The 13,986-nt window shown below is 67.3% G+C and carries 11 protein-coding genes and 1 pseudogene; 7 read left to right on the top strand and 5 right to left on the bottom strand.

Annotated features, from left to right (window positions below; translation table 11 throughout):
• Window positions 1–240 (bottom strand): annotated as a pseudogene (locus OLX23_RS05875) (5-aminolevulinate synthase); the annotation flags it as partial.
• Between the two features lie 103 nt (window positions 241–343).
• Complete coding sequence (murI, locus tag OLX23_RS05870; protein WP_264443683.1) at window positions 344–1,141, bottom strand: glutamate racemase; 798 nt, start codon at window positions 1,139–1,141, stop codon at window positions 344–346.
• A gap of 116 nt (window positions 1,142–1,257) precedes the next feature.
• Here murI and plsY point away from each other — a divergent pair, with 116 nt between their 5' ends.
• The 6 genes from plsY (at window position 1,258) to OLX23_RS05840 (ending at window position 9,425) form a co-directional block, all read left to right on the top strand.
• Entirely contained in the window at window positions 1,258–1,845 is a 588-nt protein-coding gene (gene plsY / locus OLX23_RS05865; protein WP_413629781.1) for a glycerol-3-phosphate 1-O-acyltransferase PlsY, read from the top strand.
• Complete coding sequence (gene dprA, locus OLX23_RS05860; protein WP_264443680.1) at window positions 1,842–2,945, top strand: DNA-processing protein DprA; 1,104 nt, start codon at window positions 1,842–1,844, stop codon at window positions 2,943–2,945. The genes plsY and dprA overlap by 4 nt, the downstream gene beginning before the upstream one ends.
• Before the next feature lie 120 nt (window positions 2,946–3,065).
• Complete coding sequence (locus OLX23_RS05855) at window positions 3,066–4,055, top strand: hypothetical protein (RefSeq protein WP_264443679.1); 990 nt, start codon at window positions 3,066–3,068, stop codon at window positions 4,053–4,055.
• 92 nt (window positions 4,056–4,147) lie between these two features.
• Complete coding sequence (locus OLX23_RS05850) at window positions 4,148–4,798, top strand: hypothetical protein (protein ID WP_264443678.1); 651 nt, start codon at window positions 4,148–4,150, stop codon at window positions 4,796–4,798.
• Between the two features lie 82 nt (window positions 4,799–4,880).
• Window positions 4,881–7,511 (top strand): type I DNA topoisomerase, encoded by a 2,631-nt coding sequence (gene topA / locus OLX23_RS05845; RefSeq protein WP_264443677.1) that lies wholly within the window; start codon window positions 4,881–4,883, stop codon window positions 7,509–7,511.
• A gap of 135 nt (window positions 7,512–7,646) precedes the next feature.
• Window positions 7,647–9,425 (top strand): DUF935 domain-containing protein, encoded by a 1,779-nt coding sequence (locus OLX23_RS05840; RefSeq protein WP_264443676.1) that lies wholly within the window; start codon window positions 7,647–7,649, stop codon window positions 9,423–9,425.
• Window positions 9,426–9,569: 144 nt separating this feature from the next.
• Here the strand turns inward: OLX23_RS05840 and era are convergent, their stop codons facing one another.
• From era to lepB, 3 genes are all read right to left on the bottom strand, one after another.
• Window positions 9,570–10,478, bottom strand: coding sequence for a GTPase Era (era, locus tag OLX23_RS05835; protein WP_264443675.1), 909 nt, complete (start codon window positions 10,476–10,478; stop codon window positions 9,570–9,572).
• A 119-nt stretch (window positions 10,479–10,597) separates the two neighbouring features.
• Window positions 10,598–11,266, bottom strand: coding sequence for a ribonuclease III (gene rnc / locus OLX23_RS05830; protein WP_264443673.1), 669 nt, complete (start codon window positions 11,264–11,266; stop codon window positions 10,598–10,600).
• 4 nt (window positions 11,267–11,270) lie between these two features.
• Window positions 11,271–12,137 (bottom strand): signal peptidase I, encoded by an 867-nt coding sequence (lepB, locus tag OLX23_RS05825; protein ID WP_264443672.1) that lies wholly within the window; start codon window positions 12,135–12,137, stop codon window positions 11,271–11,273.
• Between the two features lie 161 nt (window positions 12,138–12,298).
• Between lepB and pgi the strand changes: the two genes are divergently transcribed.
• Window positions 12,299–13,819: a glucose-6-phosphate isomerase gene (pgi, locus tag OLX23_RS05820; RefSeq protein WP_264443671.1), complete on the top strand. Its 1,521-nt coding sequence runs from the start codon at window positions 12,299–12,301 to the stop codon at window positions 13,817–13,819.
• The last annotated feature ends 167 nt before the right edge of the window (window positions 13,820–13,986 follow it).

Raw genomic sequence — 13,986 nt, 5'->3', positions numbered from 1 at the left:
CGAGCCCGCGCCGACGTTGTGCAGCGCCTCTTCCATCGCGGCGATGACCTTGGGGTGCTGGCCCATCGCGAGGTAGTCGTTCGAGCACCAGACCGTGATCGGCTTGGGCCCGTTGTGCCCGGCGAAGCAGCGCGCGTTGGGGAACGCGCCCTTGTTGCGGAGGATGTCGATGAAGACCCGATAGCGGCCTTCGGCGTGCAGGCGCTCGATCGCCTGATCGAAAATCTTGTCGTAGTTCACAAAAGCCCGTCCTGCGAAATTACTCGGCCTTCCCCCCGGGGCCTTTGATCAGCGCTTTAGCTGAACCCCGGTGATTTTGCCAGCGGCATTGATCCAGCCTGGGTCACAGAATTTCTATACGTAATAATCGGTAATTCTGCAGAGTGGCGGAGAGCTCTGCGACGTCGGCTCCGTCGCGCGTGAACAGCGCCAGATCGGTCGCCTGGCGCACGAAATCCTGGCCTTCGGTCAGGTGGACGATCCGGCGCGCGATGCCCGGCGCGCCGTGAACGAAGCGCACCGCTGGGCCGAAAGCCTCGGCCAGTTCGCGCTCGACCAGCGGGAAATGCGTGCAGGCCAGGACGACGGTATCGATCGCATCGCCGCCGGGCTGGTCGCGCAGGCCGGCGGCAGCCCGCGCGAAGATCGCCGGATCGACGCTCTCGCCGCGCAGTTTGGCCTCGGCGGCGGCGACCAGCTCGGGCGCGCCGAAGCGCAGCAGGTGCTTGCCTTGGGCGAATTCGGCCTCGAGCCGATCGACGTAGCCTTGGCGGATCGTCGCCTCGGTGCCGAGCAGGCCGATCGTGCCCGTCTCGGTCAGCGCTGCCGCGGGTTTGATCGCGGGGACCGTGCCGACGATCGGCACTTCGAGCACTTCGCGGACCATGCCCAGCGCGATCGTCGAGGCGGTGTTGCAGGCGATGCAGACCAGCCGCGGCCGATAGCGTTCGGTCATTCGGCCGAGCAGCCCGGCGACGCGCGCGGCGATCTGCGCCTCGGTCTTGCTGCCATAGGGCAGGCCGGCGTTGTCGGCGGCATAGATGATCGGCGCATCGGGAAGCTGGGCGCGGACTTCGGCGAGCACCGAAAGGCCGCCGACGCCTGAGTCGAACAGCAGGATGGGGGCGGTAGCCTCGGTCACAACAACAATCCCCGTCCGCCCTTAGCGCGTTGAATGGCTGCCCTTTACTTCGGCAACGGAGCAAAAGGAAGAACAGCCCTTCGACAAGCTCAGGACGGACGGTTATGGGTGCCGCGATGGAGTGGATAGTCAGTCTTTTGTTCGGTTACGCCCTCGGCTCGGTGCCGTTCGGCCTGATCCTCACGCGCCTGACCGGGGCCGGCGACCTGCGGGCGATCGGCTCGGGTAACATCGGTGCGACCAACGTGCTGCGTACGGGGCGCAAGGGGCTGGCCGCGGCGACCTTGCTGCTCGATCTCGGCAAGGGCCTGGCCGCGGTGCTGATCGCCTGGCGCTTCGGTGCGCAGGCCGCAGGGTTCGCGGCGCTCGGCGCGGTGATCGGCCACTGCTTCCCGATCTGGCTGCGCTTCAAGGGCGGCAAGGGCGTCGCGACCCTGATGGGGGTGGCGCTTGGCCTCGCCTGGCCGATCGGCCTGGCCTATGCGGTGACCTGGCTCGGCGTGCTGGCGCTGACGCGGGTTTCCTCGCTCGGCGGCATGAGCGCTGCGGTGATCGCGCCGATCGCCGCGCTGGCGACCGGGCACGAGGCCTTCGTCCCCGTGCTGGTCGTGCTGGCCGCACTGGTGATCTGGCTCCACCGCGCCAACATTGGCCGGCTGCGCGCCGGCACCGAACCGCGGATCGGGGGCAGCAAGTCCGCATGAACGGTCCGGCTCAGACGCTGAGCCAGACCGAGGCCTTCGCCCGCATCCGCCTGCTTCGTTCGCCCAACATCGGCCCGATCGGCTATCGTCAGCTGCTCCAGCGCTTCGGCGATGCCGTCGCCGCGCTCGAGGCCTTGCCCGATCTCGCCGCACGCGGTGGGCGGTCTTATCGTGCGGCGTCCGAAGCCCGCGTGGCCGAGGAGATCGCGGGGGTGAAGCGCGTCGGCGCGCGCTATCTGTTCCACGACCTGCTCGACTACCCGGCGCTGCTCGCACGCATCGACAGCGCGCCGCCGATCCTGACCGTGCGCGGCGATGCCGCATTGGCCTCGCGCCCCGCCGTGGCCGTGGTCGGCGCGCGCAACGCTTCGGCGGCGGCGGTCAAGCTGGCCAGGGATTTCGCGGCGGCGCTGGCCGAGGCGGGCTTCGTCGTCGTCTCGGGTCTGGCGCGCGGCATCGACGGTGCGGCGCACCGCGGGGCCCTGTCGGGAGGAGCGACGATCGGGGTGATCGCCAGCGGCATCGACCAGGCCTATCCACCCGAGCACGCCGACCTGCAGGAGGAGATCTCGATGCGCGGCCTGCTGGTCGCCGAACAGCCGATCGGCACCGAGCCGCTGGCGCGGCATTTCCCCTCGCGCAACCGCATCATCGCCGGGCTGGCGGCGGGAACCGTGGTGGTCGAGGCGGCGCCGAAGTCGGGCTCGCTGATCACCGCGCGGCTCGCCGGCGAGTTCGGTCGCGAGGTCATGGCGATTCCCGGCTCGCCGCTCGACAGCCGCTCGCACGGCTGCAACCAGCTGATCCGCGAGGGTGCCGTGCTCGTGCAGAGCCCCGACGACGTGATCGAGCTGCTGTCGGGCTACGACGGTGCTCCTCGCGAGAGCCTGCGCGAAGCCGCGCCGCCGGCGGACGAGGGCCGGGCCGAAACCCCCGCCGACATTGCCGGTCTGCTAACCACGGCGCCGGTCGCGGTCGACGAGCTCATCCGCCAGAGCGGCGAGAGTCCGGCCTCGGTCCAGCTCGCCCTGCTCGAACTCGAGATCACCGGCCGGCTGACACGCCATGCCGGCGGCCGGGTGTCGCTTGCGGGCGGGTGACAGCGTCAACCCCCGAATGGGGGTGGTCCCGGTAATATCGCGTAAATTCCGTCACTTGATCGGCAGTATCGGTCAAGTATGATGCCCTTGTCTTGGGGAAGACAAGAAGGGGCATTATTTATGGGGATCAGAAAGGCTGCGACCGGTTTCGCCGTCGCTATTTCGCTCGTTTCGGCCGTGCCGGCGCTGTCCAAGCAGTCGGAGCCGGTGAAGGTCACTTCGGCCGCCAACATCAAGGGCACGCAGCGCGTCACGATCGGCCAGTTCACGATCGGCTTCCTGATCGAGCGCAAGGATTCGACCAAGGCCGGTGGCGGCCTGATGGGCTCGGGTTTCGGCGGACGTTCGACCGTGCGCTCGACCCTGGCCGGGTATACCCAGGCCGAACTGCAGGAGATCGTCGACGCGGCCTATGGCGACCTGGTGAGCCAGCTCACCGCCGCGGGCTTCGAGGTGGCCGATCGCGCGCCGCTCGACTCGCACCCGGCGATGGCGCGCGCGCAGGGCGAGCCCGGTCCCAAGGAGATGACTACGATCACCGGCCGCGACGACAAGGCCAAGGTCCTGTTCATCGCCGCCAGCCAGACCGCGCCGCTGCGCCTGATGCCCGGCGACGTCGCCGCCAGCGGCTTCGGCGCGATGGGCCTGATCATGAGCGGATCGCAGGCGGCGCTCGGCTTCAGCAACTATGCCAAGGACACCGGCACGCGCGTGCTCAACGTCGTCTACTACCTCGATTTCGCGAAGAGCGAGGAATACGGCGGCTGGTTCCGCAATTCGTCGGCGGTCAACGTCGAGGGCGGGCTGGCGATGATGGAGACCCAGTCGAAGCTCTCGATCATCGGCCCGAACAACAAGACCGGCAGCCTGGCCCTGGCCGAGCCCGTCGCGATCGGCGGCAACTTCTTCCGCAAGGCGGACTCGATGGGCAGCGGCGAAAAGGTGTCGAACGCCCTGGGCAACGCCATCGGCCTGCTCGGCGGCGTCGGCACCAACAGCTCGAAGAAGTTCACCTTCACGCCCGAGCCCGGCGCCTATTCAGCCGGCGCGCGCCAGCTCGCCACCGAGGCGAACCAGGTGCTGGTGTCGAAGCTGGCGACCTTGCGTTGAGCTTGGCGGAGTAGGGTTCCAACCCGAGACCTGCGTTGAGAAAATCTTATCTCCGTTGTCGCTAGCCCGGAGCGCAACGGGGAGATGACAGGATGGAATATCGCGCGATTTCGCTCTCGGACGTCGTCGCTGGTGCGATGGCGCTTTTTCGTGAGAATCGGTCGTACCTGATCGGCGGCGTCCTCGCGCTAGGGTTCATGAACTATGTCAGCGATCGGTTTGGTGGCACGAGCCTTTCGGTCGCCATGTTTTTCGGTCAGGTCTTTCTGCAATGCCTGACGACGGCAAAATTGTTCGACAACTATGATCCCGTGATCGCCAGTCGCCAGTACAGGGGGCTGGCGATCGCGAGCATCCTTTCGGGGATCGCGATCGGCTTCGGCATGCTCTTGCTGATCGTGCCGGGCGTCGTTCTGATGGCTCGCTGGTATCTGGTTACCCCGCTGATCGTCCGCAACGAGATGGCGGTTGGCGAGGCCCTGCGAACGAGTTGGGCTGCTACGAAGCCCTCGCAAGGCACCTTTCTCCTCTTGTCTTGCGGGTATTTGGGAGTGCTGGCGGCGATCCTCGTGGGCGGCATGCTCGTGGTTCGCGGGCTCGGCGTCAGCCCCGGCACGCTTTATGTCAGCTTGCCTATCAACCTTTTGGTCTGTGCGACGATCGTTGCGGGTTGGGTAACGGCGGTGGCATCTGCGAACGCGGTCGAGGTTTCAGGGGCTAGACTGCGCACCGTCTTCGCCTAACGCTTGACGACGCCCCCAAAGGGTCACCACCTTACGCGTACACGTATACGCATACGTGTGAGCAGGGGCATACAGAGAAGCAATGCAGCTAGTCATCGTCGAGTCGCCGGCCAAGGCGAAGACCATCGAGAAGTACCTGGGCAAGGACTACAAGGTCCTCGCTTCCTACGGCCATGTCCGCGATCTGCCGGCGAAGGACGGCTCGGTCCGTCCCGACGAAGAGTTCGCGATGGACTGGGAACTCTACGGCGACAAGGCCAAGCAGGTGAAGGCGATCACCGATCTGGCCAAGCAGGCCGACCGCCTGATCCTCGCGACCGACCCTGATCGCGAGGGCGAGGCGATCTCGTGGCACGTCCAGGAGCTGCTGGCCAAGAAGAAGGCGCTGCCCAAGGACGTCCAGCGCGTGACCTTCAACGCCATCACCAAGGACACGGTGACCAAGGCGATGCAGGCGCCGCGCGAGCTCGATCAGGATCTGATCGACGCCTATCTGGCGCGCCGCGCGCTCGACTACCTGTTCGGCTTCACCTTGTCGCCGGTGCTCTGGCGCAAGCTGCCCGGCGCCAAGAGCGCGGGCCGCGTCCAGTCGGTCGCGCTGCGCCTGATCGTCGAGCGTGATCGCGAGATCGAGGCGTTCAAGCCGCAGGAATACTGGTCGGTCGCCGCGCAGTTGGAGCAGGGCGGCACCGAGTTCACCGCGCGCCTCGTCAAGTTCGACGGGCAGAAGCTCGACCGGCTGAGCCTGGGCGAGCAGGGCGTGGCCATGCGCGCCAAGGCCGCGGTCGAGGGCGGAGCCTTCCGCGTCGAGGAGGTCGAGACCAAGCCGACCCGCCGCAACCCGCAGCCGCCGTTCACCACCTCGACCCTGCAGCAGGAAGCCGCGCGCAAGCTCGGCTTCTCGGCCAGCCACACCATGCGGATCGCGCAGACGCTCTACGAGCAGGGCGCGATCACCTACATGCGTACCGACGGCGTGCAGATGGACCCGTCGGCCGTTTCGGCCGCGCGCGCGGCGATCACCGATCGCTATTCGGGCCACTACGTGCCCGAGAAGCCGCGCCACTACGAGACCAAGGCCAAGAACGCGCAGGAAGCCCACGAGGCGATCCGTCCGACCGACTTCACCAAGGACCGCTACGGTTCGGGTGACGAGGCGCGGCTCTACGAGCTCGTCTGGAAGCGCGCGCTGGCCAGCCAGATGGCCTCGGCGAACATCGAGCGCACCACCGTCACCCTGCGCGACGGCACCGGCCAGCACGAGCTGCGCGCGACCGGCCAGGTCGTGAAGTTCCCCGGCTTCCTCGCGGTCTACGAGGAAGGTCGCGACCAGAAGCAGGACGGCGCGGACGGCGACGACGATTCGGGCCTGCTGCCGGCGATGAACAAGGGCGACATGCCCGCGAAGAAGGGCGTCGAGGCCAGCCAGCACTTCACCCAGCCGCCGCCGCGCTTCTCCGAAGCCTCGCTGGTCAAGCGGCTCGAGGAGCTCGGCATCGGCCGGCCTTCGACCTATGCCTCGACCCTGCAGGTGCTTAAGGACCGCAACTACGTCCGCGTCGAGAAAAACCGTTTCTTCGCAGAGGAATCGGGGCGACTGCTGACGGCGTTTCTCGAACGCTTCTTCCCGCGCTATGTCGCCTACGAATTCACCGCCGGGATGGAGGAGGAGCTCGACGACGTGTCGGGCGGGCGCGAGCAGTGGAAGGAACTGCTCGCCAAGTTCTGGAGGGACTTCAAGCCGAAGTCCGACGAGGTCATGGAGCGCAAGCCTTCGGAAGTCACCGAGGCGCTCGACGAGTTTCTCTCGGACTACCTGTTCCCGCCGCGCGAGGACGGTTCGGACCCGCGTCTGTGCCCCAAGTGCCAGGAAGGCCGGCTCTCGCTGCGCGGCGGCCGTTACGGCGCCTTCATCGCCTGCTCGAACTATCCCGAGTGCAAGTTCACCCGCAAGTTCGCCCAGCCGGGCGCCGACGGCCAGGATGCCGAGGGCGACGGCGTGCTCGGCAAGCATCCCGAGACGGGCGAGGAGATCACGCGCAAGGCCGGCCGTTTCGGCCCCTACATCCAGATGGGCGAGGGCAAGGAGGCCAAGCGGTCGTCGATCCCCAAGGACCTGCCCAACGGCGAGCTCACGCTCGACTGGGCGGTGCAGTTGCTAGGCCTGCCGCGCACGATCGGTGAGCACCCGGAGACCGGCCAGCCGATCACCGCTTCGATCGGCCGTTACGGGCCATACCTCGCGCACAACGGCAAGTACGCGAAGCTGCGCGGCACGCTCGAGGTGTTCGAGACCGGCATGAACGCCGCGGTCGCCAAGCTGGCCGATGCCGCCAACGGCGGCGGACGCGGCGCGCGCGCGGCGGCCGAGCCGCTCAACACCTTCGGCCCGCACCCGACCTCGGGCGGCGAGATGAAGCTGATGGCGGGGCGTTATGGCCCCTACGTCACCGACGGGACGACCAACGCCACCCTGCCGCGCGACAAGAAGCCCGAGGACCTGACGCTCGAAGAGGCCATCGTGCTGATCGACGAGCGCGCCGCCAAGGGCCCGTCGAAGAAGGGCGGCCGCAAGAAGGCTCCGGCCAAGAAGGCTCCGGCCAAGAAACCCGCGGCCAAGAAGGAAGCTACGGGCGAGGGCGCGGCGAAAAAGGCACCCGCCAAGAAGGCTCCGGCGAAGAAGGCACCGGCCAAGAAGAAGGTTGCCGAATAGCCACGCGCGGCGGGGACGGGTTTCGTCCCCGCCAAATGGCCCCTCGCGTAATTTGCGGGAGGGACTTGGTCACCGGATATTTACTATATCTCGGCAGAGGGGAACGGCAGATTTGCCGCCAGAGAAGAGCTCCCCTTGTCCGAGACCAAACGCACGAAAGGCTCGTCCACCCGCCGGGCCGCGGGGCGTGAGGCCGTGGACGTGCTGGAGAAGGGCTCCGAGCCGGCCGTAGCGGCCGCCGACGCCACCGATCTCGACGACATTCTCGGCGAACTCGGCGTAGCCGTGCCGGTCGAAACGCTCGACGGGCTCGATGACATTCTCGGCGAGATCCTGCCGCCACCGCTGCCGCCTGCGGTCGAAGACAGCCTCGACGACATGCTCGGCGAGATCGCGCCTTCCGCCGTCGCGCCGGTCGATGATCTCGACGATCTCCTGGGCGAGATAGCACCGCCAGCCCCTGCCGAACCGATCGATGACCTCGATGACCTGCTCGGCGAGATCGCGCCGGCGGAGGCCGCCGATGCCCCGGTCGAAGCGGTCGAGACCGTCGACTACGTCATGGGCAAGGTCGTGCCACCGGCTCCGGCTCCGGTCGAGGACCTCGACGATCTCCTCGGCGAGATCGCACCGCCGGCCGCCGAACCGGTCGACGCCCTCGACGACCTTCTCGGTGAAATCGCACCGCCGGCCGCTGCCGAACCGGTCGACGCGCTCGACGATCTTCTGGGCGAGATCGCACCGCCGGCCGCTGCTGAGCCAGTCGATGTGCTCGACGACCTGCTGGGTGAAATCGCGCCGCTGGCCCCTGCCGAGCCGGTCGACGCGCTCGACGATCTTCTGGGTGAAATCGCACCGCCGGCCGCGGCCGAGCCGGTCGCTTCTCTCGACGATCTCCTCGGTGAGATCGCGCCGCTGGCCGCTCCCGAAGCGGCCGAAAGCCTCGACGATATCCTGGGCGAGCTGGCGCCGCTGCCGCCGGCCGCGCCGGTGGACGATCTCGACGATCTTCTCGGCGAACTCGCGCCGTTGCCGGCTTCGGCCGATTTCGGCGAAAGTCTCGACGACCTTCTCGGCGAAGTGGCTCCGGTGGTCGAACCCGCCGCCACGGCCAAGACCAAGGCGAAGGGTGGCGAGCCGTCCGAGCCGGTGATGCCCGAAGCCGAAGCGCCCGCGCCGCTGTCGGACGACTTCAGCGCGATGCTGGACGAGATGACGGCGGCCATGCCCGAGCCCGTGGCGGAGGAAGCCGAGCCGGCAGAAGCCGAAGTCGCCGAAGAGGGCGAGGACGGCCCCAAGAAGCCGGGTATCGTCACCAAGCTGCGTGCCCTGGCGGGGACGGCGGTGGTCGTTGCGGCCGCGCCGTTCAAGGGCAAGCGCGAGATTTCGCGCATGACCTTTGCCGGGATGATCGCCTCGATCGGCGTGCTGGGCACCGTCGTGGTCGGCCAGACCACCTATATCATCGCGCGCCCGTCGGGCGTCGTGCATCACGCCCCCGAACCCGCGCCCGCGCGGACGATCGTGCCCGTCGACTATTCGAAGGTCGACATGACGCTCTATCACGACAAGATCCGCTCGCTGCCCGAAGGCGGGCGCGACATGCTGCGCAATCCGGCGATCAAGGAAGCCGTGCTCAATCTCGACAATGGCGAGATGCTGCACGAGGAACTGCGCGAGCTGGCGCAGGGCAACGCCGCAGCCGATCGCGTCGACATCCGCGACGATCGGGTGACGATCTCCTCGTGCGAGGGGATGATCTGCCCGGCGAAGAGCTTCAAACTCGTCTATCGCCTGGAAACCGAGGACGCGGTCGTCTGCATCAGCGAGCGCACCGGTGAGGGGCTGCCGCTGTCCTATAGCTACGGACCCGACGGTTATCACGAGTGGCCGAGCTGCGAGGGCGTCCACTGAGTTCTTAGATCCTCCCCTGCAAGGGGAGGGGGACCGCCCGCGTAGCGGGTGGTGGAGGGGTGTAGCCCTCTCCGAGACGGGAACACCCCTCCGTCATCGGCTTCGCCGATGCCACCTCCCCTTGCAGGGGAGGATCGTTGCTCGTCAACGCACCCAGTCGAGCCCGATTTCCTCGAACAGATCGCGGCTGTCGGCCCAGCCTTCCTCGACCTTGACGTGCAGGAACAGGTGGACCTTGGCCTCGAGCAAGGCCGACAGCTCCTTGCGCGCGGCTTCGCCGATCGCCTTGATCATGGCGCCGTTCTTGCCGAGCACGATCGCCTTCTGGCTGTCGCGCGCGACGACGATCTGCTGGTGGATCTCGATCGATCCGTCCTTGCGGTGCGTGTAGCTCTCGGGCCGGATCGCGCTGTCATAGGGCAGTTCGTCGTGGAGCTTGCGGTAGATCTGCTCGCGCGTGATCTCGGCCGCGAGCAGGCGCTCGCTGGCGTCGGAGACCTGGTCTTCGGGATAGTGCCAGGGGCCTTCGGGCATCAGTTCGGCGAGCCGCGTCTTGAGTTCGGGCACGCCGTCGCCGGTCAGCGCCGAGACGAAGAACACCTCGTCGAAGGCGGGCTTGTCGTCCTCGCCGGGCGCGGTCAGTTCCTGGGCCATGACCAGCAGCGGCTCCTTGACGCAGGAATCGACCTTGTTGAGCACGAGGATCTTGCGCTCGCGCCGGCCCTTGAGCGATTCCAGGATCGGTTCGAGATCGTCGCGCCGCTTCTTGCGCGCATCGACCACCAGCAGGATCGCATCGGCCTCCTGTGCGCCTTCCCAGGCAGCGGCAACCATCGCCCGGTCGAGCCGGCGCTTGGGCGCGAAGATGCCCGGCGTGTCGGCTAGGATGATCTGGACCTTGTCCTGGAGGGCGATGCCCATCAGCCGCGCCCGCGTGGTCTGCGCCTTGGCCGAGACGATCGCGACCTTCTGACCGACGAGCGCGTTGACCAGGGTCGACTTGCCCGCATTCGGGGCGCCGATAACGGCAACCAGGCCGCACTTATCCGTCATTTCCAATGGTTCTTCCGTTATGGCCGGTACTTCGACGAGCTCAGCGCGAGCGGGCCGGCGTAAAGTTCATTCTATCCGCTCGTCCAGAGCTTGTCGAAGGACCTGAGCTTGTCGGGAAATTACCCGAACCTCTTCAAGAATTCTTCGGCGGCCAGCGTCTCGGCCTCCTGCTTGCTCGAGCCGGTCGCCTGGACCTCGCCGACGCTCTTGATCGTGACGGCCACGGTGAAACGCGCGGCGTGATCGGGTCCCGAACGCTCGATCAGCTTGTATTCGGGCATCTTGCGGCGATTACCCGCGGCCCATTCCTGCAGCGCCGACTTGGGATGCTTGCGCTGGCCGGTCTGGCCGGTGACCGCGTCGGACCACAGCCGGCGCACGATCATCCGCGTGGCTTCGAAGCCCTGTTCGAGGAAGCTCGCGCCGAGCAGCGCCTCCATCACGTCGCCGAGGATGTTGTCGCTGTCGTAGCCGCCGTCCTCGCGCGCCTGCTTGCCCAGCTGCATGTGCTTGCCCAGGCCAATGTCGCGCGCGATCTCGGCGCAGGTCGTGCGGCTGACCAGCGCGTTGAGGCGCTGCGACAGCTTGCCCTCGTCGCCCGTGCCGAGCTCGTGCAACCAGTCGGCGATCGCCAGGCCGAGCACGCGGTCGCCGAGGAACTCCAGCCTCTCGTAATTGCGCGGGTGGCCGGTGCTGCCGTGAGTCAGCGCTTCGAGCCAGAGCGACTCGTCCTTGGGCGGCCGTCCGGCGAAAGTGTTCAGGAACGCGCGGGTGTCGTCTTCGAGCATGGGCTTAGAACGTGCCGCCAATCCGGTCCCAGCGTGCGGCGGTGAACCAGGTCCAGGGCTTGAACCATTCGGACGAGCCGTCGGTCGAGAACATCACGATCGTGGCGCGACCGACGAGGTTGTCCTGCGGGACGATGCCGATGCCCTGCTTGGGGAAGGCCGGAAAGCGGCTATCGAGCGAGTTGTCGCGGTTGTCGCCCATCAGGAACAGCGAATTCTCGGGCACGACGAAGACGGGGGTGTTGTCCTGTGCGGTGCGTTCGAGGTCGAGCACGTTGTAGCTCTTGCCGTTGGGCAGGGTTTCCTTGAACTGCGGATAGGAGCAGACGCGCGTGCCGTCGGGCCGCGTCGCCTCGTAGCGGTTGGCGCGCTCGAAGATCGGCGCATAGCAGTGCGTGTTGGGCGAGACCGCGATCTGGAAATCGGGCTGGCGCTCCTTGGGCACGGCCTTGCCGTTGATGTGGAGCTGGCCGTCGATCATCTGGATCTGGTCGCCCGGCAGGCCGATCACGCGCTTGATGTAGTCGTCGCTGTTGGTCGGCGGCGCCTTGAAGATCACCACGTCGCCGCGCTCGGGCTGATTGGCGAAGAAGCGGCCCGGGATGATCGGCAGGCTGAAGGGCAGCGAATAGTTCGAGATGCCGTAGGGCCACTTGGCCGCGAGCAGATAGTCGCCGTTCTGCAGCCGCGGCAGCATCGATTCGCTGGGGATGTTGAACGGCGCGAAGACGAAGCTGCGGAAGATCACGACGATCAGCACCAGCTTGGCCAGGAAGAGGAAGAAGTTTTCCTCCTTTTTCGCCGGCTTGGCGGGCGTGGCGTCTTCGGGAGCCGGGTGCTTTGCCTGTTGGGCGGGAGCGGTTTCGGTCATTACGCCATCCATGTTGATCGCCGGGGCTTACGTCAAGCGCGCCGCCCTGTCGCGTGTGGATGTAATCGGGACGCATCGAAATGCCGCGGCGGCGCCTCGCAGATTGTCTTCGCAGTTGCAGCGTGGCTAAGCTCGGTGCGTCAATGATGAGGGATCTGCGCATGAGCGAGTCGGTCAAGGCGGCATGGGACGAACTGCAGGCGCTGCCGAGCGCGCGACTGGCGGACCTGTTCGCGCAGGATTCGGCGCGTCTCGACCGGTTGGCCACGCGGCTCGATCTGCCGGGCGGGGCGATCCTGTTCGACTGGTCGAAGACGCATCTCGATGAAGCCCGTCTGGCGGCATTCGGGCGGCTTGCCGAAGCGACCGACTTTGCCGGGCGGCGCGAGGCGTTGCTGTCGGGCGAGCCGGTCAACGCGACCGAGGGCAGGGCGGCCGAACACACCGCACAGCGCGGCGTGGGCGACGAGCAGGCGGTCGAGGAGGCGGCGATGTTCCACGCCCGCATGCACGGTCTGATCGCGGCCGTGCACCAGGGCGCGCTGGGCGAGATCAAGCACCTGATCCACATCGGCATCGGCGGCTCGGCGCTGGGGCCGGCGCTGGTGGTCGACGCGCTCGCGCGCGACGGCGCGATGGTCGATGTCCACATCGTCTCGAACATCGACGGCTGCGCGCTCGAAGCGGCCTTCGAGGCCTGCGATCCGGCCACGACCTTGATCGCCGTCGCCTCGAAGACCTTCACCACCACCGAGACGATGACCAATGCCAGCAGCGCGCTCGCCTGGCTGCGCGAGAACGGCGTCGACGATCCCTATGGCCGCGTCGTCGCGCTCACCGCCAATCCCGACGCGGCGGTCGACTGGGGCGTCGACGAGACGCGCGTCCTGCCTTTCGCCGAAAGCGTCGGCGGGCGCTATTCGCTGTGGTCGTCGATCGGCTTCCCGATCGCGCTCGCGCTCGGCTGGCCCGACTTCGCCGAATTCCTCGACGGTGCCGCGGCGATGGACGCGCATTTCCGCGATGCCGACGGCGCCGACAACCTGCCGCTGCGCGCGGCCTTCGCTGACCAGTATTACACGCGGATCCGCGGCTGCCAGACGCGCGGCGTCTTCGCCTACGACGAGCGGCTGCGGCTGCTGCCCGACTATCTCCAGCAGCTCGAGATGGAATCGAACGGCAAGTCGGTCACGCTCGACGGCGCGCCGGTCGAGGGGGCGACCGCGCCGATCACCTGGGGCGGTGTCGGCACCGATGCGCAGCATGCGGTGTTCCAGCTGCTCCACCAGGGCACCAACCTCGTGCCCGTGGACTTCATCGCGGCGATCCAGCCGGGCGATGCGCTCGATCCCGCGCATCACCGCATCCTGCTGTCGAACTGCTTCGCGCAGGGGGCGGCGCTGATGGCCGGGCGCGCCAATGCCGAGGACGGCGCGCGCGCCTATCCCGGCGATCGGCCCTCGGCGACGATCCTGCTCGACGAGCTCAACCCCGCCTCGCTCGGCGCGCTGATCGCCTTCCACGAGCATCGCACTTTCGCCAACGCCGTGCTGATGGAGATCAATCCGTTCGACCAGTTCGGCGTCGAGCTGGGCAAGGAGATCGCCAAGCAGATCGAGAAGGGCGGCGCCAAGTTCGACGCTTCGACCGAGGCGCTGCTCGCGGCCGCCGGGATCGGGTGAGGAACGGCGGCCGAAGCTCCGGTCCATGCGCAGACCGGAGCCTCGACCGCAGAATCGCGGCGCGCTGCTCGCCGCGAAAACAAGGTTAACGCATAACTCAACTTCGAGTGTAGACAAACACTCGGCGACAGGGCGCGCGGCAACAACGCCCGGATGATCGCAGGTCT

The sequence above is a fragment of the Novosphingobium sp. JCM 18896 genome, assembly GCF_025938095.1.
Classification (GTDB): Bacteria; Pseudomonadota; Alphaproteobacteria; order Sphingomonadales; family Sphingomonadaceae; genus Novosphingobium.
The sequence above is the reverse complement of the archived record's forward strand: the minus strand, read 5'-3'. Positions and strand labels throughout refer to the sequence as shown.

What these genes read in the sequence shown, in the direction of transcription:
- OLX23_RS05850 (WP_264443678.1), top strand. Translation starts at nt 4,148, where the DNA reads ATGGAATATCGCGCGATTTCGCTCTCGGACGTCGTCGCTGGTGCGATG.
- lepB (WP_264443672.1), bottom strand. Translation starts at nt 12,137, where the DNA reads ATGACCGAAACCGCTCCCGCCCAACAGGCAAAGCACCCGGCTCCCGAA.
- plsY (WP_413629781.1), top strand. Translation starts at nt 1,258, where the DNA reads ATGGAGTGGATAGTCAGTCTTTTGTTCGGTTACGCCCTCGGCTCGGTG.
- rnc (WP_264443673.1), bottom strand. Translation starts at nt 11,266, where the DNA reads ATGCTCGAAGACGACACCCGCGCGTTCCTGAACACTTTCGCCGGACGG.
- pgi (WP_264443671.1), top strand. Translation starts at nt 12,299, where the DNA reads ATGAGCGAGTCGGTCAAGGCGGCATGGGACGAACTGCAGGCGCTGCCG.
- topA (WP_264443677.1), top strand. Translation starts at nt 4,881, where the DNA reads ATGCAGCTAGTCATCGTCGAGTCGCCGGCCAAGGCGAAGACCATCGAG.
- OLX23_RS05855 (WP_264443679.1), top strand. Translation starts at nt 3,066, where the DNA reads ATGGGGATCAGAAAGGCTGCGACCGGTTTCGCCGTCGCTATTTCGCTC.
- era (WP_264443675.1), bottom strand. Translation starts at nt 10,478, where the DNA reads ATGACGGATAAGTGCGGCCTGGTTGCCGTTATCGGCGCCCCGAATGCG.
- dprA (WP_264443680.1), top strand. Translation starts at nt 1,842, where the DNA reads ATGAACGGTCCGGCTCAGACGCTGAGCCAGACCGAGGCCTTCGCCCGC.